Origin of the sequence: Methylobacterium sp. DB0501 (genome assembly GCF_011043735.1) — a bacterium.
GTDB lineage: Bacteria > Pseudomonadota > Alphaproteobacteria > Rhizobiales > Beijerinckiaceae > Methylobacterium > Methylobacterium alsaeris.
This window is the reverse complement of record NZ_JAAKGV010000006.1, coordinates 193497-212442: the sequence shown is the minus strand read 5'-3', so window position 1 is coordinate 212442 and position 18946 is coordinate 193497. Positions and strand designations below refer to the sequence as shown.

Annotated in this window: 13 protein-coding genes; 7 read left to right on the top strand and 6 right to left on the bottom strand. The window is 72.9% G+C overall.

What is annotated here, in order from left to right; genetic code table 11:
• Positions 1-109 precede the first annotated feature (109 nt).
• The 4 genes from G4G93_RS11035 (at position 110) to G4G93_RS11020 (ending at position 5173) form a co-directional block, all read left to right on the top strand.
• A complete protein-coding gene (locus G4G93_RS11035) occupies positions 110-406 on the top strand; it encodes a succinate dehydrogenase assembly factor 2 (RefSeq protein ID WP_165084086.1) in 297 nt (98 codons plus the stop codon).
• A gap of 164 nt (positions 407-570) precedes the next feature.
• The gene (gene mfd, locus G4G93_RS11030) at positions 571-4185 is read left to right on the top strand and encodes a transcription-repair coupling factor (protein WP_165084084.1); all 3615 of its coding nucleotides are present in this window, start codon (positions 571-573) and stop codon (positions 4183-4185) included.
• Between the two features lie 115 nt (positions 4186-4300).
• Complete coding sequence (locus tag G4G93_RS11025; protein ID WP_165084082.1) at positions 4301-4552, top strand: hypothetical protein; 252 nt, start codon at positions 4301-4303, stop codon at positions 4550-4552.
• Positions 4553-5173, top strand: a complete 621-nt coding sequence (locus G4G93_RS11020) for a Shedu anti-phage system protein SduA domain-containing protein (RefSeq protein WP_165084080.1) — start codon at positions 4553-4555, stop codon at positions 5171-5173.
• A 97-nt stretch (positions 5174-5270) separates the two neighbouring features.
• Here G4G93_RS11020 and G4G93_RS11015 read toward each other — a convergent pair whose 3' ends face one another.
• The 3 genes from G4G93_RS11015 to G4G93_RS11005 all read right to left on the bottom strand — a co-directional run bounded on the left by G4G93_RS11015 (position 5271) and on the right by G4G93_RS11005 (position 8058).
• Positions 5271-5768 carry a DUF3617 domain-containing protein gene (locus G4G93_RS11015; protein WP_165084078.1) on the bottom strand — a complete coding sequence of 166 codons (498 nt, stop codon included), beginning with the start codon at positions 5766-5768 and terminating at the stop codon, positions 5271-5273.
• A 150-nt stretch (positions 5769-5918) separates the two neighbouring features.
• Positions 5919-7001, bottom strand: coding sequence for a fatty acid desaturase (locus G4G93_RS11010; protein ID WP_165084076.1), 1083 nt, complete (start codon positions 6999-7001; stop codon positions 5919-5921).
• 292 nt (positions 7002-7293) lie between these two features.
• Positions 7294-8058, bottom strand: a complete 765-nt coding sequence (locus G4G93_RS11005) for a DUF502 domain-containing protein (protein WP_165084074.1) — start codon at positions 8056-8058, stop codon at positions 7294-7296.
• A gap of 87 nt (positions 8059-8145) precedes the next feature.
• Between G4G93_RS11005 and G4G93_RS11000 the strand changes: the two genes are divergently transcribed.
• Positions 8146-9033, top strand: coding sequence for a DUF6925 family protein (locus tag G4G93_RS11000; protein WP_246736684.1), 888 nt, complete (start codon positions 8146-8148; stop codon positions 9031-9033).
• A 570-nt stretch (positions 9034-9603) separates the two neighbouring features.
• Here the strand turns inward: G4G93_RS11000 and G4G93_RS10995 are convergent.
• On the bottom strand, positions 9604-9756 hold the full coding sequence (locus G4G93_RS10995; protein WP_165084072.1) for a TFIIS helical bundle-like domain containing protein: 153 nt from the start codon (positions 9754-9756) through the stop codon (positions 9604-9606).
• A gap of 78 nt (positions 9757-9834) precedes the next feature.
• A complete protein-coding gene (locus tag G4G93_RS10990; RefSeq protein WP_165084070.1) occupies positions 9835-10731 on the bottom strand; it encodes a histone deacetylase in 897 nt (298 codons plus the stop codon).
• A 539-nt stretch (positions 10732-11270) separates the two neighbouring features.
• Between G4G93_RS10990 and G4G93_RS10985 the strand changes: the two genes are divergently transcribed.
• Complete coding sequence (locus G4G93_RS10985) at positions 11271-13181, top strand: autotransporter assembly complex family protein (protein ID WP_165084068.1); 1911 nt, start codon at positions 11271-11273, stop codon at positions 13179-13181.
• 9 nt (positions 13182-13190) lie between these two features.
• Positions 13191-17510 carry a translocation/assembly module TamB domain-containing protein gene (locus G4G93_RS10980; RefSeq protein ID WP_312891884.1) on the top strand — a complete coding sequence of 1440 codons (4320 nt, stop codon included), beginning with the start codon at positions 13191-13193 and terminating at the stop codon, positions 17508-17510.
• 31 nt (positions 17511-17541) lie between these two features.
• Here the strand turns inward: G4G93_RS10980 and G4G93_RS10975 are convergent, their stop codons facing one another.
• Positions 17542-18921: an MFS transporter gene (locus G4G93_RS10975; protein ID WP_165084063.1), complete on the bottom strand. Its 1380-nt coding sequence runs from the start codon at positions 18919-18921 to the stop codon at positions 17542-17544.
• Positions 18922-18946 lie beyond the last annotated feature (25 nt).

The window sequence follows — 18946 nt, the reverse complement described above, 5'->3', positions numbered from 1 at the left end:
TCCCTCGTCGCCTCGGGACGCCTCACGCCCCATATCGGCGAGAAGGGTTTCGCACCCGCGCCCCGGACGGTAAAGCCGCACCGGACCAGCCCGAGGATTTGTCTTAGCGATGACCGGCACCACCCGCACCAGCGCCGACCTCGATCCGCGCCGCCGCCGCACGCTCTACCGCTCCTGGCATCGGGGCACCCGGGAGATGGACCTGATCATGGGCCGCTTTGCGGACGCCGAGATCGGGACGCTCACCGAAGCAGAGCTCGACGATTTCGAGCTCCTGATCGAGGTGCCGGACCGCGACCTCTTTCGCTGGATCACCGACGAGGCCGAGGTTCCGTCGAACTACGACACCGCGGTCTATCGCCGGATGAAGGCGTTTCATCAGCATGGGGCGCCGGTGGATCTGTGAGGCGGTCCTGACGAGAGGACGTTTCATAGTGAGACGCAGGATTTCCCCTCTCCCCGCCCGCGGGGAGAGGGGGAACCGTGCTTCATCCTGAAGCGGTATGTTCGCCGTAATCCCCTGCTGTTCCTTGCCCGCCCCGCACGCCTAAAAAGACCCGCTCAGACCCGATGGCCAAGCCCACCCCCAAAGGCTCCTCACAGCCCCCCGCCCCGCCCGCGCCGGTCAAGAAGCCCGCGGCCGCCCGCTTCGCCCTGCCGAAATCCGCGGCGCTGACCAAGGCCGTGGAGGCGCTGAAGGCCGGTGACGGCGCGACGCTGGCGCGGGTGCCGGACGGGTTCGACGCCCTGGTGGTGGCCGACCTCGCCCGGGCGCTCTCGCAGGTGGCCGAGGGGCCGGCGGTGCTGGTCCACGTCGCCCGGGACGGCACCCGCTCGGCGGCCTTCGCCAGCGCCCTGTCCTTCGTGGCGCCCGAGATCGAGGTGATGAGCGTCCCGGCCTGGGACTGCCAGCCCTACGACCGGATCTCGCCCAATCCGGCCATCGCGGCGCAGCGCATGACGGCGCTGTCGCGCCTCGCCCGCACCCGCTCCTCGGCCGAGAAGCCGCGCATCCTCACCACCACGGTCAACGCCCTGGTGCAGCGCGTGCCGCCGAAGTCGCGCATCGCCGTCGAGACCTTCTCCGCCGCCCCCGGCAACGCGCTCGACACCGACCAGATCGTCGCCTGGCTGGAGGCCAACGGCTTCCTGCGCACCGGCACCGTGCGCGACACCGGCGAATACGCGGTGCGCGGCGGCATCATCGACCTGTCGCCGCCCGGTCTGCCGAATCCGGTCCGCCTCGACTTCTTCGGCGACACCCTCGAATCGATCCGCGCCTTCGATCCCGAGACCCAGCGCACCATCGGCCAGTTGCGCTCCCTCGACCTCGTGCCGATGAGCGAGGTGCAGCTCACCACCGAGACGATCCGGCGCTTCCGCCAGGGCTACGTCACGGCCTTCGGCGCCGCGACCCGCGACGACCGGCTCTACGAGACGATCAGCGAGGGCCGGCGCTATGCCGGCCTCGAGCACTGGATGCCGCTGTTCTACGACCACCTCGACACGCTGTTCGACTACGTCGCCGGCGTGCCCCTGATCCTCGACCACCAGGCCGACGACGCGGTGGCCGAGCGCCTGTCCCAGGTGCAGGAATATTACGACGCCCGCTGCGAGGCGCTGAAGGAGCGCCAGAGCGGCACCGCGCCCTACAAGCCGTTGAAGCCCGACGCGCTCTATCTCTCGCCGAACGAGTGGGCGAAGCGCATCGAGGGCGCCACCGTCGCCCGCCTCGCCCCCTTCGACGTGCCGGAGGTCTCAGGGAGACGCCTCATCGATTGCGAGGGCGTGCCCGGCCGCAGCTTCGCGCCGGAGCGCGCCCAGGAGGGCGTCAACGTCTTCGACGCCGCGGTGAGCCACGTGCGCGACTTGCAGGCGTCGGGCCACCACGTCGTCCTGGCGGCGTGGTCGGAGGGCTCGCGCGACCGGCTCTGCGGCGTGCTGACCGAGCACGGATTGCAAAAGCCCAAGACCATTACCCGGCTCTCCGACATCCTGGCAATGAAGCGCGGCCAGGATCTCGGCGTCGCGGTCTGGGGCCTGGAGGGCGGCTTCTCCGCCGGCCAGCTCGCCGTGGTGGCGGAGGGCGACATCCTCGGCGACCGGCTGGTGCGGCCCAAGCGCAAGGCCAAGCGGCCCCAGGACGTGATCCTGGAGGTGCAGGCGCTCGCGCCCGGCGACCTCGTGGTCCATGCCGATCACGGCATCGGCCGGTTCATCGGCCTCAAGACCGTGACGGCGGCCGGCGCCCCGCACGATTGCCTGGAGATCCAGTACAGCGGCGGCCTGTTGCTGCTGCCGGTCGAGAATATCGAGCTCCTGACCCGCTACGGCTCGGAGGATGCCGACGTCGCCCTCGACAAGCTCGGCGGCGGGGCCTGGCAGGCGCGCAAGGCCAAGCTCAAGCGCCGGATCATGGAGATGGCCGGCGCCCTCATCAAGGTCGCGGCCGAGCGCTTCCTGAAATCGGCGCCCAGGATGGCGCCGCCGGAAGGCACCTACGGCGAGTTCGCCGCCCGCTTCCCCTACGAGGAGACCGAGGACCAGGAGGCGGCGATCGCCGCCACCCTCGGCGACCTCACCTCCGGACGGCCGATGGACCGGCTGGTCTGCGGCGATGTCGGCTTCGGCAAGACCGAGGTGGCGCTCCGCGCCGCCTTCGTCACGGCGCTGTCCGGCAAGCAGGTGGCGGTGGTGGTGCCCACCACCCTGCTCGCGCGCCAGCACGCCCGCACCTTCGAGGCCCGGTTCAAGGGCCTGCCGGTCAACGTGGCGCAGGCCTCCCGCTTCGTCGGCAATGCCGACCTGAAGAAGGTCCGCGAGGGGCTGGCCGACGGCTCGATCGACATCGTGGTCGGCACCCACGCGCTCTTGGCCAAGAACATCGTCTTCAAGGATCTCGGCCTCATCATCATCGACGAGGAGCAGCATTTCGGCGTCGCCCACAAGGAGCGGCTGAAGGCGCTCAAGGCGGAGGTCCACGTGCTGACGCTCTCCGCGACGCCGATCCCGCGCACGCTGCAACTCGCCATGACCGGGGTGCGCGAACTCTCGATCATCGCGACGCCGCCGGTCGATCGCCTGGCGGTGCGCACCTTCGTGATGCCGTTCGATCCGCTCTCGATCCGCGAGGCGCTCTTGCGCGAGCGCTATCGCGGCGGCCAGGCCTTCTACGTCGTGCCGCGCATCGAGCACCTGGAAGAGGTCAAGCGCTTCCTCGACCGCGAGGTGCCGGAGGCCAAGGTGGCGGTGGCCCACGGCCAGATGGCGGCGGGCCAGCTCGAGGACGTGATGACGGCCTTCTACGAGGGTCAGTACGACATCCTGCTCGCCACCACGATCGTCGAATCGGGCCTCGACATCCCGACCGCCAACACGCTGATCGTCCACCGCGCCGACATGTTCGGCCTCGCCCAGCTCTACCAGCTGCGCGGCCGCGTCGGTCGCTCCAAGGCCCGGGCCTATGCCCTGTTCACCACGCCGGAGGGCAAGACCCTGACGGTGCAGGCGGAACGGCGCCTCTCCGTGCTGCAATCCCTCGACACACTCGGGGCCGGCTTCCAGCTCGCCAGCCACGACCTCGACATCCGCGGCGCCGGCAACCTGCTCGGCGACGAGCAGTCGGGCCACGTCAAGGAGGTGGGCTACGAGCTCTACCAGCAGATGCTGGAGAGCGCGGTCGCCGCGCTCAAGTCCGGCAACGCGCTCCCGACCGACGAGCAATGGTCGCCGACCATCGCGCTCGGCGCCCCCGTCACGATGCCGGAGGAGTACGTCGCCGATCTCTCGGTGCGGCTCGGCCTCTACCGCCGCCTCGCGACCCTGGAGAACGACCGGGAACTCGAGAGCTTCGGCGCCGAGCTGATCGACCGCTTCGGCCCGATGCCTCCGGAGGTGGAACAGCTCCTGAAGATCGTGACGATCAAGATCCTGTGCCGCGAGACCAACGTCGAGAAGGTCGAGGCCGGCCCGAAGGGCATCGTCATGCACTTCCGCGATCGGTCCTTCGCCAACCCGGCGAAGCTCGCCGGCTACATCGCCGACCAGCGCTCCTTCGCCAAGGTGCGGCCGGACATGAGCGTGGTGTTCATCCGTGATCTCGCGACGGTGGCGGAGCGGTTGAAGGAGACCACCGCGATCCTGCGGGATCTGGTGAAGCTGATCACGAGGAAGAAGGCGGCGTGAGGGGGCGGCCTCAAGGCCGTCTCCCGGATCCGGTCGGGGTTGTCGCGGGCGCGCGCGGCGACTCCGTAGACTGTCGTCCCACACAGCCCCATATCCGTGCCGTGAGGACGGCATGATGAGCGCGGCCAAGTTCGACATCAGCTACTCGGCCGCCGCCCAGCTCGCCTCGCTCGCCCCGGCCGAGAAATCGGCTCTGCGGCGTCTGTTCGCGAGCGGCGAGATCGAGAATCCGGTGACGACCAGGCCAACCGACGTTGGTCGGTTCGTCTCCCGCCTCGGCACCAAGCGTGTGCTGTGGCGCAAGCCCTCGGCAGACGGCAAGCCGGAAATCCTCTCGATCGTCGACAAGTCGTTCGCGCAAGCGTAGATGAGAGCTTTCGAGTCGATCAAGCTCAACCTGAAGTCCGCTGACGCCGAATTTCTTTCGTTCAAGTCGTGGCTCGCTGCCGTGACCTTCGTCGGCGAGGCTGTCATCGTGGCCGAGATCAAGAAGCGGCGGCACATGGCCTGCCTGTTGGCATCGACGCTGGGCCTGCCGGCACCGGACATGATCAAGTTCGAGCTTGCGCTGAAGGGCATGTTCCGCACCGATCTGGTGCTGGGCAATGACGGTCAGCGACGGTTCGGGCTCATTGAGTTCGAGGATGCCGAGGCAAACAGCATCTTCAAGAGAGGCGCCGTCCAGTACCGCTCCTGGTCTCCGCGGCTCGCGCACGGCTTCAGCCAGATCCTCGACTGGGCGTGGATCCGGTCCGATCACCCGAACGACTCGGTCCCGCTCGCCGGATTCGGAGGCCCGATCGCGACCAGTGCCTATGCCGTCATCTGCGGACGCGATGCGAGCCTTGCCGACGATGTGGAGCGCAAACGGTTCAAGCACCGGCGCGACCACCTCAAGGTGGAGGGGCGGCCGGCTCTGGTGCTCACCGATGACGAGATGGTGCGAAGCATGGACGATAACCTCGCCGCCGCGAAGACTTGGTCCTGAGGACGGCACTGGCGCGGACGGCGCCTGAAATTGCCGGCCGCTTTGTGGCTCATCAGCACCGCGCCTGCCGGGGGATTGGACGTTCGTCGCCCGCCCCCTACCGCCCCACCCCCTGCGGCATCTTCACGATCTTCCCGTCCGGCAGGATAATGTCGCCCGGGCTCTGTCCCGCCTCGCAGGGCCCGAGATAGGTCGCGTCGATCACCATCTTGCGCCGGACGGGCTCCTTCATGTTGGGGATGCCGGTCAGCGTCGTGTCCACGTCCATGTGGACCTTGCTGGCAAAGTCGCCGGTGATCACGCTGGTGCCGCTGGCCGAGATCGGGCCGATCTTGCACTCGGTCTCGCCCTTGTAGCCGGTGCTCGTCTTGACGAAGTCGCGCTTCGAGCACTGCCCGGCCCCGAGGGCGCCCTGGGCCATCTGGTCCGTCTTCTCGTCGATGCACTGGCGAGCGGTCGTGTTGCCTTCCGCCGAGACGGTCTTGCTCTCCCACAGGCCGGCCTTGCGTGCCGGCAAGGTGTCGGCGGCGGCCAGCGTGCTCGCCGCGACGAGGGTGATACCGACGAATCCGCCACCGATCAGACGCACGGGCATGGAGCCTCCCTGGAGTCGCGCGGCTCCCCGGCCGCCTCGGCGTGGAGGACTAACCCAAGAGGACTAGGCACTCAAGGCTCGGGCGGTCGAGGCCGGGGCGGGGCACGCCCCGCCCGCGCGGGAGCCGGCGGGATCGCCGGCCCCACCAGATCACGCCGCCTGCCCGGCCGCGACCCTAAGCCCCGAGAACCCGATCAGCTTGCGGGCCTCCTCGTCCCACAGGGCCAGCCCGAGGCAGCGCAGGCTGTCGCGCAAGGTCAGGCGGCCGACCTCGCCGAGCGTCGCGTGGCCGTCGAGGCATTCCTGGAGGCGGTAGTTCGGGATGCGGCTGTTGAGGTGATGGATGTGGTGCAGGCCGACATTGCCGGTGAACCATTGCAGCACCCGCGGCAGGACGTAGTACGAGCTGCCGCCGAGAGCCGCGCGGTGGAAGTCCCAGGCCTCGGGGCCCTCCCAGACGGTCTCCTCGTATTGGTGCTGGACGTAGAACAGCCAGCCGCCGATCCAGGCGGCGACGCTGACGACCGGCACGAGCACCCAGAGCACAGGCCCGAGGCCGCCGGCCGCCGCGGCGAGCAGCGCCGTGCCTGCGACCAGCGCGAGGTCGAGGGTGAGCACGTCCCGCCACGCCGTGCGCCAGGGCAGGCCTACGCCGAACGGAAGCCGCTGCAGGACCAGGAAGTTCAGCGGCGAACCGAGCACGATGAGGATGAACGGATTGCGGTAGAGGCGGTAGCGGAGCCGGTTCCAGCGCGACAGGGCGAGGTATTCGCGCACGGTCAGCGTGTGGATGTCGCCCGTGCCGCGGCGGCTGAGGTCGCCGGTGGAGGCGTGGTGGAGGGCATGGGCCCGCTTCCAGGTGTCGTAGGGCGTCACCGTCAGGAGGCTCAAGGCCCGGCCGAGCCGGTCGTTGGCGGCGCGGGAGGGCAGGAACGAGCCGTGCCCGCAATCGTGCTGGATGATGAACAGCCGCACCAGCAGGCCGCCGGCCGGCACGGCGAGCGGCAGCACCCAGGGTTCATGGCCGTTCGCCGCCGCCCAGAGCATGACGGCGCAGAGGGCGAGATAGGGCAGCAGAGTGTTGGCGACCTGCCGGAGCGCGAGCCGCGGGACAGGATCCCGGTAGGCCGCGCAATGGCGGGCGACCTCGCGCGCGAGGGCCGCATGGTCGGGCCGCACGGTGCCATCCTCGGCCTGGCGGATCGCCGAGGGGTTCGATGTATCGTCGGTCACGGGTGAGGGGCGATCCTGTCTGACGGGCGATCGGTCGCGGGGGACCTCGGGGGAGGCCGCGGGCGGAGATCCGCCGGCACCGCACCGCCCGATTCCCGGTCGCACTCGTCTCCCAGTAGCACTCTTCGCGCCGGCAGGGAGGAGGCGCGCCCGCGGCACGATCGTCATTGGGGAGGGGGGGCCGGCCGGTTTCCGATCGATCGCCGTCAGGCGAAAGCGGCGCGGCCCCTCCCGCGGGCCGGCGCCTCTCCGGCGATCACGGGCGGATCGCTTGGCGATGCGAGACGCCGCATCACGCGTCCAGGCGGTCCCGCTGCTGCATCTCGATCGGCCCGACCTGCGCGGCGCGCAGGCCCGCCGCCATCGCCTGCAGGCGGGTCTGCGGGTCCTCCGGCTGGATCACGCCGGCCGACATCACCAGCTTGGCGGCGTCGTCGACGCTGATCGACAATTCGATCACCTCGGCGCGCGGCAGGTAGAAGAAGAAGCCGGTGGTCGGGTTGGGCGCGCAGGGCAGGAACACGCCGACATGGTCGTGCCCGGAGCCCAGGGCCGTCTGCACGTCGGGCCCCGCCGGGGCCGACAGGAACACGATCGACCAGGTGCCCTTCACCGGGAACTCGACCAGGCCGACGGTGCGGAACGAGGTGCCGCTGGTGGAGAACAGGGTCTCGAAGACCTGGCGCAGGCCGCGATACAGCCCCGAGATCACCGGCGTGCGGGCGAGCAGCACCTCGCCGAACTCGACCACCGAGCGGCCGACCAGGTTGGCGGTGAGAGCGCCCAGCGTCGTCAGCGCCACGAAGGCGATGACGAGGCCGAGGCCCGGCACGCTGAACGGCAGGTAATGGTCGGGCAGGTAGGCCGAGGGGACCAGCGGCTTGACCCAGCCGTCGATCAGGCTGATGCACCACCAGGTGATGTAGATCGTGATCGCCAGGGGGCCGGCGACGATGACGCCGGTGAAGAAGTAGTTGCGCAGGCGACCGCGGACGCTGACCCGCTTGCGGGTCCCCGGGGTGTCCGGATCGGGGATCAACGGCGAGGGTTCCGACACGATCTGCGTTTCTCGATCCGGGCAGGCGCCCCCTGCCGGCGAAGAGGTAGCGGTTTGCTGCGCTGCGCTCAAGGCGGGGACGCCCCTTTGCTGATCCGGCAGCCGGATCCCGGTGCTCTCCGGGCGGTCATCCGTCAGTTCCTGGCCGATCCGGACACGACGTGGAGCCTCGGCGGCTACGGCGCGGGCGCCACCTTCCGGCGCGGGCCCGGCGAGCCGGCCGCGGCGCCCTGCGGCGGGCGCCCCGGCCTCGTCACCCCCCGCGGCGCCCTGGTGCTGGCGGAGGCCCACACCCTCGTGCCGGTCGCCTACGAGACGGCCCTCGGGGACGAGACCTGGAGCCACGCGCTCGCCCTGTGCCGTCCGGTCGCCGCCCTGCCGCCCTGTCCGTCCCCCGCCGTGAGCGAAGGCGGCCCCGACGCCGAGGCGGCGCGGGCGCAGGACCGGGACGGCGTGCTGTTCTGCCTCGGCTTGCCCCTGCGCCAGGCCCGTCTCCTCGCCCGGGTCCGAGGCGAGGCCGTCTCCACCTTGCGCGCCGCCTGCGGCCGCCCGGCGGATGCCGCCCTCTGGGCCGCCCTGCCGGGGCTCGGGGCGACGCTCGTGGCGGCGCAGGGCCGCGACCGCATCGAGGTCGTTCTGCCCGATGCCCATCCGGGACCCCACGCGCAGTGGTTCGACAAGCTCCTGCGCCAGGGCCGCCTGCACGCCGCCACGGCGCCGATCCCGGTGGGCCTCGCCCCGGTCCTCCACCTGCACCCGCCGCATCCGCTGACCGAGCGAGGCTTCGAGGCCGGGCGTCACGCGGCGTTCCAGGCGCTGCTGGCGCGCTGGGGCGATCCGGCCCTGGTGGCGCTCAAGCGCCGGATCCTCGCGGGGGAGGATGCGGCGGTGCCAGACAGGCGGCCCGCGCGGGGTGCGGCGCGGGTGGCGTTTGCGCAAAGGCGGTGGCTGGGAGCGGCCGGAGGGGCGGGGTGACGCCGATCACGCCGTATCTTCCGGGGATCTCCGCGGCCTCCGGAGCCCTCCTTCGAGGGCGACCGATCTCCGATCGCCGGCATCTCAGGACGAAGGGTCAGGATGGAGGACGATGCGCTGCGCCCAAGAAAAAAGGCCGCTCTTGCGAGCGGCCCGAAGTCTAGGGAGGAAACGCCCAAAGAGGGCTGCCGGGCCGCGACGCCATCGCGACCTTGCACTGCACAAGATAAGCGCCGGGTCGCGTTTCGCAAGTGCGAAAACGCACGCACGTCGATGGTGTCCCAACCGATCGCCGGCGTCCGAAACGGCGACACCCCCGCCGGGGGCCGGCGGGGGCGTCGTCGAACCGGGATGGGAGGAGCTCCCGAGCAAACCTGCATCGGCAGGCCAACGCATCGTCCGCTCGGGCTCTTGAGCGTCTTTCCGACGAGGCGGTCCCCGGTTGGTCGAAGAAAAGGCCTCAGACCCAGAGACCTGGGGCCGCGTCCGATGGCGGCGCGATCGGGCGCCGCTCTCGTCGTGCCGCAGGTGTCTGCCGCGGTGACCGGCGGCCGCCTTCGCGAAATCCGCTCAGCGGCGCAGGATCTTGGTGACGAGCCGGCCGACGAGGTTGCCGGAATCGCCGTAGTTGGCCCGGTCGTCGTAGGGGCCGCGGCCGTCGGGGCGGATGCGGGGATCGTCGTTGCCTAGGATCTTGGTGACGATTCGGCCGATGAGGCTCATCGTATCCTCCGGATGCGTGGCGAGGGATCTTGTCCTGGGAATAACGGGCGACCGGCTCGGCCGTTCCGGCCGCCTGCCTCACTCCCGCTCCGCCATCGCCTCGAAGACCAGGGCGTGGCGCTCCGCGAGCGCCTCGACGTCGGTCGCGTAGCCGCCGCCGATCACCGCGGCGAGCGGGATGCCGCGCCGGCGGACCTCGTCGATGACGAAGGCCTCGCGCCGGCGCAGGCCCTCGTCCGTGAGGGCGAGGCGCCCGAGCCGGTCGTCGCGGTGGGGATCGACCCCGGCATTGTAGAAGACGAGGTCGGGTCGCTGCCCGTCGAGCAGGCGCGGCACGTGCTGGCGCAAGGCCGCGAGGTACGCGTCGTCGCCGAGTCCGTCGGGCAGGCCGACATCGAGGTCGCCCGGCACCTTGTCGGTCGGATAGTTCTTCTCGGCATGCATCGAGAAGGTGAACAGGTCGGGCTCGTCCTTCAGGCAGTCGGCGGTGCCGTCGCCCTGGTGCACGTCGAGGTCGATGACCAGCGCCCGGCGGATCGTGCCCTCGCGCTTGAGTGCCAGGGCCGCCACCGCGACGTCGTTGAAGACGCAGAACCCCCGGCCCCCGTCCTGTCTTGCGTGATGGCTGCCCCCCGCGGTGCTGCCGGCGAGCCCGCCCGCGAGCGCCAGCCGCGCGGCCAGCAGCGTGCCGCCGGCCGAGGCGAGGGAGCGGCGCGCCACCCCGTCGTCGACCGGCAGGCCGATCGCCCGCTCGACCGCCCGCGGCACCGTGCCGGCGACGACCTGCTCGACGTAAGAACCGACATGCGCAAGGCCGATCAGCTCCGGGCTCGCGGGCTCCGGGGTCACGAAGCCGTCGGGGACGAGGCCCCGTGCCGCGATCGCGGCGGCGAGGCGCCCGTACTTGCCCATCGGGAAGCGGTGGCCGTCCGGCAGCGCGGCCTCGTAGGCCGGATGGAACACGACCGGGACCATGGGCGAGACCCTGTGAGGAACGGGGACGACATGAGCACGCACAACGCGCCGACCCGCCCGCAGGCAGGCGCGACCGCGCGCCGCGGTCAGCCGTGATCCTGTCCCCGCCGCCAGAGGGTTAGCGCAGCGCGCCGCACAGGTTCGGCCGGCCCGTCCGGCCGGTCCAGGCTCCCGTTCCGCCGGCTTATGCTCTAGCTTGTCGCGGGAGCCGGCCTGTCCGCGGACACGGTTTGGACACGAATTCCCGCGACCCTTTGGTCAGATGTCCGAAGACGGGGTCGTCGTAGCGCGGGGTCGAGGCGCCGCACTGACGAGATCCGCCCGCAGGCGGAAGCAGGGCACGCCGGTGGCGTGAGATGAGTATCCGGCAGCGCCTGGTTGGGCGCCGCCTTGCAGCACGGCCGGGGGGCATGCGGGATCGGGTCGAAGGTCATCGGGGCGAACGTCGTCGGGGCGAATGTCCTGGCGCATCGTGGGCGCGTCCGTCAGCGGGAACGGCGGGAGTCGCGAGGGCGCTCGGTCTCGGCCTCGCGCTCGGCATGAGCGCGGCGGAGCCGGCGCGGGCCTTCGACCTGTTCGGCCTGTTCGGCTCCGAGGAGGCGCCGCCGGCCCCGAGCCCGGCCGCCCTGCCCTACGCCATCCGCTTCCAGGGTGTCGAGGACGAGGACCTGCTCCGCGCCCTCCAGGACACGTCGAGCCTCTACCGCCTGCGCAACGACGCGCCGCCCGACGGCGAGGGATTGCTGCGCCGGGCCGAGGCCGACGCGACCCGCCTCGTCGATGCGCTCTGGGGCTTCGGCTACTATGCCGGCACCGTGTCGTTCCGCATCGAGGACGTGGTGCTCGGCGGCGATGCCGCCGCCCGCGCCGCCGTGCGCGCCGCCGAGGCCGCCCGCAACCGGACCCTCGTGGCTTTGCGGATCTCCGTCGACCAGGGCCCGCTCTACCACCTGCGCCGCATCGTGGTGCTGGACCCGGCCGGCGTTCCGTTCCCGCCCGAGGCCGTGCCCGCCCGCCTCACCCGCCTCGGCGACGACGTGCCGGCGCGCTCCTCGACGGTGCTCGCCCGCGAGGCGGCGCTGATCGACCAGTTTCGCCGCGACGGCCACCCCTTCGCCAAGGTGCTGCGGCGCGAGCCGGTCGTGGACCACGCCGCGCGGGCCATGGACGTGACCTTCGTGGTCGATCCGGGGCCGAAGGCGGTGCTCGGCCCCGTCACGGTGCGGGGCACGCGCACCATCGATCCGGCGGTGGTGCGCTCGTTCATCTATGCCGAGCCGGGCGATCCCTACTCGCCGCAGGCGCTCTCCGACATCCGCCGCTCGGTCTCGCGCATCGAGGCGCTCGGCGGCGTGCGGGTGCGCGAGGGCACGGCGCTCGATCCCGATGGCGGGCTGCCGGTCTTCGTCGACGTCACCGAGCGGGCGCCGCACATCGTCGGCGTGTCGGCGCGCTACTCCACCGTCGACGGGCCGGGGGTGCGCGCCTACTGGGCCGACCGCAACCTGTTCGGCGGCGGCGAGACCCTGCGGATCGACGCCGACCTGTCCTATCTCGGCCTCGGCACCGACTATTACGCCCGCCGCCGGCGGCTCGCCGGCATCGAGACCAACGGCCTCGGCGGCCGGCTCGCCGCCACCTTCGTCAAGCCGGCCCTGTTCGGCACCCGCAACGACCTCGTCGCCACCGCCTTCATCGGCCGCGAGGTCCAGCAATCCTATCTCAGCGACGCCACCGGCGGCACGGTCGCGATCCGCCACCGCTTCGCCGACGCCTTCTCGGCCCAGATCGGGGTCGACGGCCGGGCCGGCTCGGACCGGGACGCGCTCGGCAAGGTCGATTACGGGTTGCTCGGCCTCAATGCCGGCGTCACCTACGATTCGACCGACAGCCTGCTCGACCCGACGAAAGGCGTTCGCGTCACCGCCTCGCTCACGCCCTATGCCGGCCTCGGCAACAGCCCGGACCTCCTGATCGCCAAGGCCCAAGGCTCGACCTACTATTCGTTCGACGACGACGGGCGCTACATCCTGGCGGCGCGCCTCGGCTTCGGCTCGATCAGCGGCGCGAGCCTCGCCGACATCCCGGCCTCGCTGCGCTTCTTCGCCGGCGGCGGCGGCTCGATCCGGGGCTATTCCTACCGCACCGTCGGGCCGATCGGTCCCTACCAGCTGCCGATCGGCGGGCGCTCGCTGCTCGAGGGCTCGATCGAGGGCCGGATCAAGATCACCGACACGATCGGCATCGTGCCCTTCGTCGATGCCGGCACGGCCTTCGCCGGCACCCTGCCCGACTTCGACGAGCGCATCCGCGTCGCGGCGGGCCTGGGCCTTCGCTACTATACCGGCATCGGCCCGATCCGGGTCGACCTCGCGGTGCCGCTGAACCCCGACAAGCAGCTCAAGCAGCCGCCGGTCGCCCTCTACATCAGCCTCGGTCAGGCCTTCTGAATGATGCAGATGCGGGCCTCGCGCCTCCTCACCGCCGCCGTCGCCGTCCTTCTCCTGGGGTTGGCCTGGCTCGGCCACGCCGCCACCGGCGAGGCGGCGGAGGGCGAGACCACGATCCTCGGCGACCTCCTGTCCCGCGCCCTCTCGACCCCGACCTCCCGGGTCTCGATCGGCGCCGTCGACGGCGCGCTCTCCTCGGATGCCACGATCCGCGACGTCGCCATCGCCGACCGCAACGGGGTGTGGCTGCGCCTCGACAAGGCCCGGCTGATCTGGCGCCGCACCGCGCTCCTCTCCCGGCGCCTGGAGATCGACCGGCTGGAGATCGGGCGGCTCGAAGTGCTCCGCCGCCCCCTGCCCTCGGCCACCCCGCCGTCCCAGGACAAGGAGGCGCTGCTGCCCGACCTGCCGGTCAAGGTGGTGGTCAAGGCCTTCGCGCTCGGCGACCTCGTCCTCGGCGAGCCGGTGGTCGGCGAGGCCGCCCGCATCGCCGGGGCCGGCCAGGCCACCCTCGGCGACCCGCGCGAGGGCCTCGATCTCGGCGTCGGCCTGCGCCGGCTCGACAAGCCCGGCACCGTCACGATCAAGCTCGCCTACGCGCCGGAGAGCGGGCGCCTGGAGGTGAAGCTCGCCCATGACGAGCCGGCCGGCGGCCTCGCGGCGCGGCTGATGAACCTGCCCGGCCTGCCGCCGGTCACCCTCGACCTCGACGGGCGCGGCACGCTCGACGCCTGGAACGCCACCCTGGATTTCCGGGCCGGCGAGGGCATCGGCGCCCAGGGCAAGGCCCGCATCGACCGGGCCGGCACCGAGCGCCGCATGGTGCTCGACCTCGCCTCCCAGGTCGAAGGCCTGATGCCCGGGCCGCTCGCCGCGATCTTCGCCGGCACCACCCGCCTCGACGGCTCCCTGCGCTTCGTCGACGACGGCGCGGTGCGGGTCGACCGGTTCGAGCTGACCTCGCGCACCGCCCGGCTGGCGCTGAACGGCGGCGTCGACGCCGCCCGCAACGCCGACCTGGCCCTCCAGGCCCGGGCCCTGCCGACCGAGGGCGGCGTCACCAAGGCCGGCGACGCGACCCTCGAGGCCCTGGTGCTCGATGCGACCCTCAAGGGCCCCCTCGACGCCCCGGCCGTGCGCGGAACCCTCCGGGCCGCCGGCCTCTCGGCCGCGGGCAGCCGCCTCGGCCGGGCGAGCGCGGACCTCGTCGCCGAGCCGTTGCCGCGCCCGCAAGGCGACCGGCAACCGGGCCAGTCCTTCCGCCTGGCCGCCAGCGCCGACGTGGACGGCCTCCACCTCGCCGATCCCGCCCTGCGCCGCGCCATCGGCCCGAAGGCCGCCTTCCGGCTCTCCGGCCGCATCGACCCGAACGGCGTCGCCGATCTCGACGCGGTGACCATCGAGGCACCGACCGCCAGCGCCCGCTACACCGGCCGGATCGGCCGCGACGTGGTGGCGGGCACGCTCCAGGCGGAGTTGCCCGACCTCGCGGCGTTCTCGCTCGCCGCCGGCCGGCCGCTCGGCGGCCGCATCGCCGCGAAGGCGCTGCTCTCCGGCGATCCCGGCCGGGCGGGCGTGACCGCCGACGTCGAGGCGAGCACGGAAAAGCTGTTTCTCGGCACCCCGGCCCTCGACCGGACCCTCGGCCGCGCACCGTCTTTCGCCGGCCGCCTGACCCGCCTGCCCGACGGCTACGCCGTCCAGGCCGCGCGCCTGAGCGGGCACTCGGTGACCGCGACCCTCGACGGCCGCGCCACCGAGGCCAGGGCCGACATGACCGGCCGGGTGGAGCTGGCCGACCTCGCCACGATCGACCCCGAACTCGCCGGACAGGCCGGGCTGGAGGCCCGCCTCACCGGTTCGCTGGAGCGGCCGGACGTGGCCCTGACCGCCTCGGCGCCCGAGGCCCGGGCGATGGGACGCCCGATCCGCGACCTCGCCGCCCGCGCCAGCCTCACCGACGTGACCGGCGCCCTCGACGGGACGCTGGCCCTGTCCGGCCGGATCGACGGCAAGCCGCTCGCCGGCGACGTCCACCTCGCCCGCCGCGATGCCGACTGGCTGCTCGACCGGCTCGGCGTCACCCTCGGCTCGGTGGCGCTCACGGGCCGCGCCGCTCTCGATCCAACCTCCCGCCTCGCCGAGGGCGAGGTGTCGCTGAAGGCCGGCGACCTCGACGACCTCTCGCCCCTGGCGCTGACCCGCCTCTCCGGGCGCGTCGACGCCGCCGTCACCCTGTCCCGCTCCGGCGGCCGGCAGGACGCACGGCTGCGGGCGACCGGCGAGGGCGTGCGCGGGGCCGGCGTGGCGCTCTCGCGCCTCGACGCCGACCTCGCCGGCACCGATCTCCGGCAGAGCCCCCGGGTCTCGGGGAGGCTCAACGCCGACCGGCTCGTCGCCGGCTCCGAGACGATCGAGGCGATCCGCCTCGACGCCAGGCCCGCGCCCGACGGCAGCGACCTCGTGCTCCAGGCCCGGGCCCGGGGCTTCGCCCTCGACGGTGCCGCCCGGCTGGTGCCGGCCGCGCCGCCGCGCCTCGACCTCGCGCGCCTCAGCGCCGTGCGCGGCGCCGACCGGCTGGCGCTCGCCGGACCCGCGACCCTCACGTTCCGCGACGAGGGCGTGACGGTGGCGGGCCTCGCCATCGCGGCCGGCTCGGGGAGGGCCAGCCTCGACGGGACGATCGGCCGGAATCTCGACCTGCGGCTCGGCCTGAAGAGCCTGCCGCTGGCGCTCGCCCGCATCGCCGCACCCAGCGTGAGCCTGTCGGGCACCCTCGACGGCGAGGCCTCGCTCGCCGGCCCGGCCGCGAGCCCGGAGGGCCGCTACGCGCTCAGCCTCTCGCGTCTCGTGACGCCCGAGACCCGCTCCGCCGGCCTGCCGCCGATCGACGCCCGGGCCTCGGGCCGGATCGAGGACGGCCGCGCCGGCCTCGACGGCACGGTCACGGCCGGACGCGGCGTGCAGCTCACCCTCTCCGGTTCGCTCCCGGTCGAGCCCGGCGGCGCCCTGTCTCTCCGCACCCGCGGCACCGTCGACGCCGCGCTCGCCAACACGCTGCTGGCGGCGGGCGGCCAGCGCCTGACCGGCCGGGTCGCCCTCGATGCCGGGATCGCCGGGACGCTCCAGGCCCCGCGGATCGACGGCTCGGCGGTGCTCTCCGGCGGCAGCTTCACCGACCCGCTCAACGGCGTGCGCCTCACCGACATCCAGGGCCGGGTCACCGGTCGCGGCGACACGATCGTGATCGAGCGCCTGACCGCCGCCACCCGCAACGGCGGCACCCTGCAGGCGCAAGGGCGCGTCGCGGTCGAGCCGGCGGCGGGATTTCCCGGCAACCTGACCATCCGGGCCGACCGGGCCGAGCTGGTCTCGAGCCCGCTGATGACCCTGATCTCCGGGCTCAACCTGTCGCTGACCGGGCCGCTCGCCCGCACCCCGCGGGTCACCGGCCAGGTCGACGTGGTCTCCCTCGACGTCTCGGTGCCCGACCGCCTGCCCGCCACCGTGCAGCCCCTTCCCGGCATCCGCCACGTCAACGCGCCGCCGCAGACCCGTGCCCGCCTCGCCGCGCGATCGAAGCGCGAGGCGGCGGCGCGGCGCGGCCGCAAGGCGCCGCCCTTCCTCGCCACCCTCGACCTCGCGGTGAACGCGCCGGGCCGCATCACCGTGCGCGGCCGCGGCATCGACGCCGAGCTCGGGGGATCGTTGCGCCTCACCGGCACCTCGGCGGCCCCGGTGGCGAACGGCGCCTTCGCGATGCGCCGCGGCCGGATCCAGATCGTCGGCCAGCGCCTCGACTTCACCCGCGGCCGCCTGACCTTCGCGGGCGACCTGACCGCGCCCGACCTCGACTTCCTGGCCCAGTCCCAGGCCGGCGACGTCACGGCGAAGATCGCCGTGACCGGCCCGGCCAACCAGCCCGATTTCGCCCTGACCTCCGAGCCGCCGCTGCCCCAGGACGAGGTGCTGTCGCGCCTCCTGTTCAAGAAGGCCTCGGGCGGCCTGTCGCCGTTCCAGGCGTTGCAGCTGGCGCAGGCCGTCGCCCAGCTCTCCGGCGGGTCGGGCGGGCCCGACGTGTTCGAGAGCGCCCGCAAGAGTCTGGGCCTCGACAGCCTGGACATCCAGGCCGGCGCGAAGGGCGGCGCGGCGGTCGGCCTGTCGCGGGCGCTCGGCGAGCGGGTCAATGTCGGCGTGCGCGCCGGGGCGCGGCCGGAGGACAGCGCCGCGACCATCACCTACGACGTGACCGGGCGGATCAAGGTGCAGGGCGAGGCCGGGGCGGATGGGCGGACGGCCGTGGGCGTGGGGGCGGAGTGGGAGTATTGAGCCGGACGCGCGTGCATCCGGCGTGAAGCGGTCATCGCGGCCGAGCGGAGACGCCCGGCAGCCCCCGGCAGGCCCCGAGCCCGATCAGGCCGGCGACGGCGGCGAAGGCGAAGACGGCCGCGTATCCGGGACCGCCGGGCGTCGTCGGCGCCAGCACGCCGAGGATCGCCACGCCGAGCGCGAACCCGGCCTGACGCGCCACCATCGTGAGGGCCGAGGCCATGCCCGTGGCCCCGGGTGGCGCGAGGGCCACGACGGCTCCCGTGAGCTGGGAATGGGCGAGGGCTGCCCCGGCTCCGATCGCCACCATGCCGGCGAGCGCTCCGGCCACGGCCTGGGCGCCGGCGAAGGCGGTCCCCGCCAGGACCGCGTTCCCGAGCGCGATCAGCGCGAGTGCGCCTCCGCATGCATGCCGCCAGCCGAGACGCCCGACCATGCGGCCGCCGACCGGAGGCAGCACCAGCATCGGCAGGGTCGCCGCGAGCAGCGCGAGGCCGGCCTCCTGCGCGCCCAGCCCGTGGGCCGCCATGAGAAAGGCCGGCAGGGAGACCAGGACGGCCCAGTAGCCGGCCGAGACGGCCAGTAGCAGCACGATGACGGCGCGCACGCCGCGATCCGACGCCAGGGCCGGATCGAGCAGCGGATGCGCCCGTCGGCGCTGCCTGCGCGCGAAGGCGACGGTGAGCGCGAGGCTGGCCGCGAGGCCGGCCGCGCCCGCGACCGGGGTGGCGTGCGCCTGCAGCACGCCCTCGACCGCGAGGCCGAGCGCGCCGGTCAGGACGAGCAGGCCCGGCCAGTCGATCGGCGACCCGCTCCCCGTCCGCGCCTCGCCGACGACGCGGGGCACGGCGAGCGCGATCAGCCCGCAGGGCAGGACGTTCGCCAGGAAGATCGCGCGCCATCCGAGCCAGGAGGCGAGCAGGCCGCCGAGGGTCGGTCCCAACGCCATCGCGACGCCCGACAGGATCCCGGTCAGGGCCAGGGCGCGGGCCCGCAACGCGGCATCCGGGAAGGTGGCGGCGATCGACGCGATGGCGCCGGTGATCAGGAAGGCGGCGCCGATGCCCTGGCCGGCCCGGGCCGCCCAGAGGGCGGGGGCGGTTCCGGCGAGGGCGCAGGCGACGGAGGCGGCGAGAAACAGCGCGTTCCCGAGCAGCAGCGCGCGGCGCCGGCCGTGGCGATCCGCCAGGGCCCCGGCGGCCAGCAGGGCGGCCGTGAAGGCGAGGCTGTAGGCATCGACGACCCAGGCGAGGCTCGGCGTGCCGACGGCGAGGTCGCGGCCGATCTCCGGCATGACGACGACCAGGGCCGTCACGTCGAATTGCGTCAGGAAGGCCCCCAGGCCGAGCACGCAAGCGGTGAGCCGCGCGCGCCGATCCCAGGTGACGGAGAGATGGCAGGTGCTGATCATGGCCGCGATCAGGGCGAACCGACGC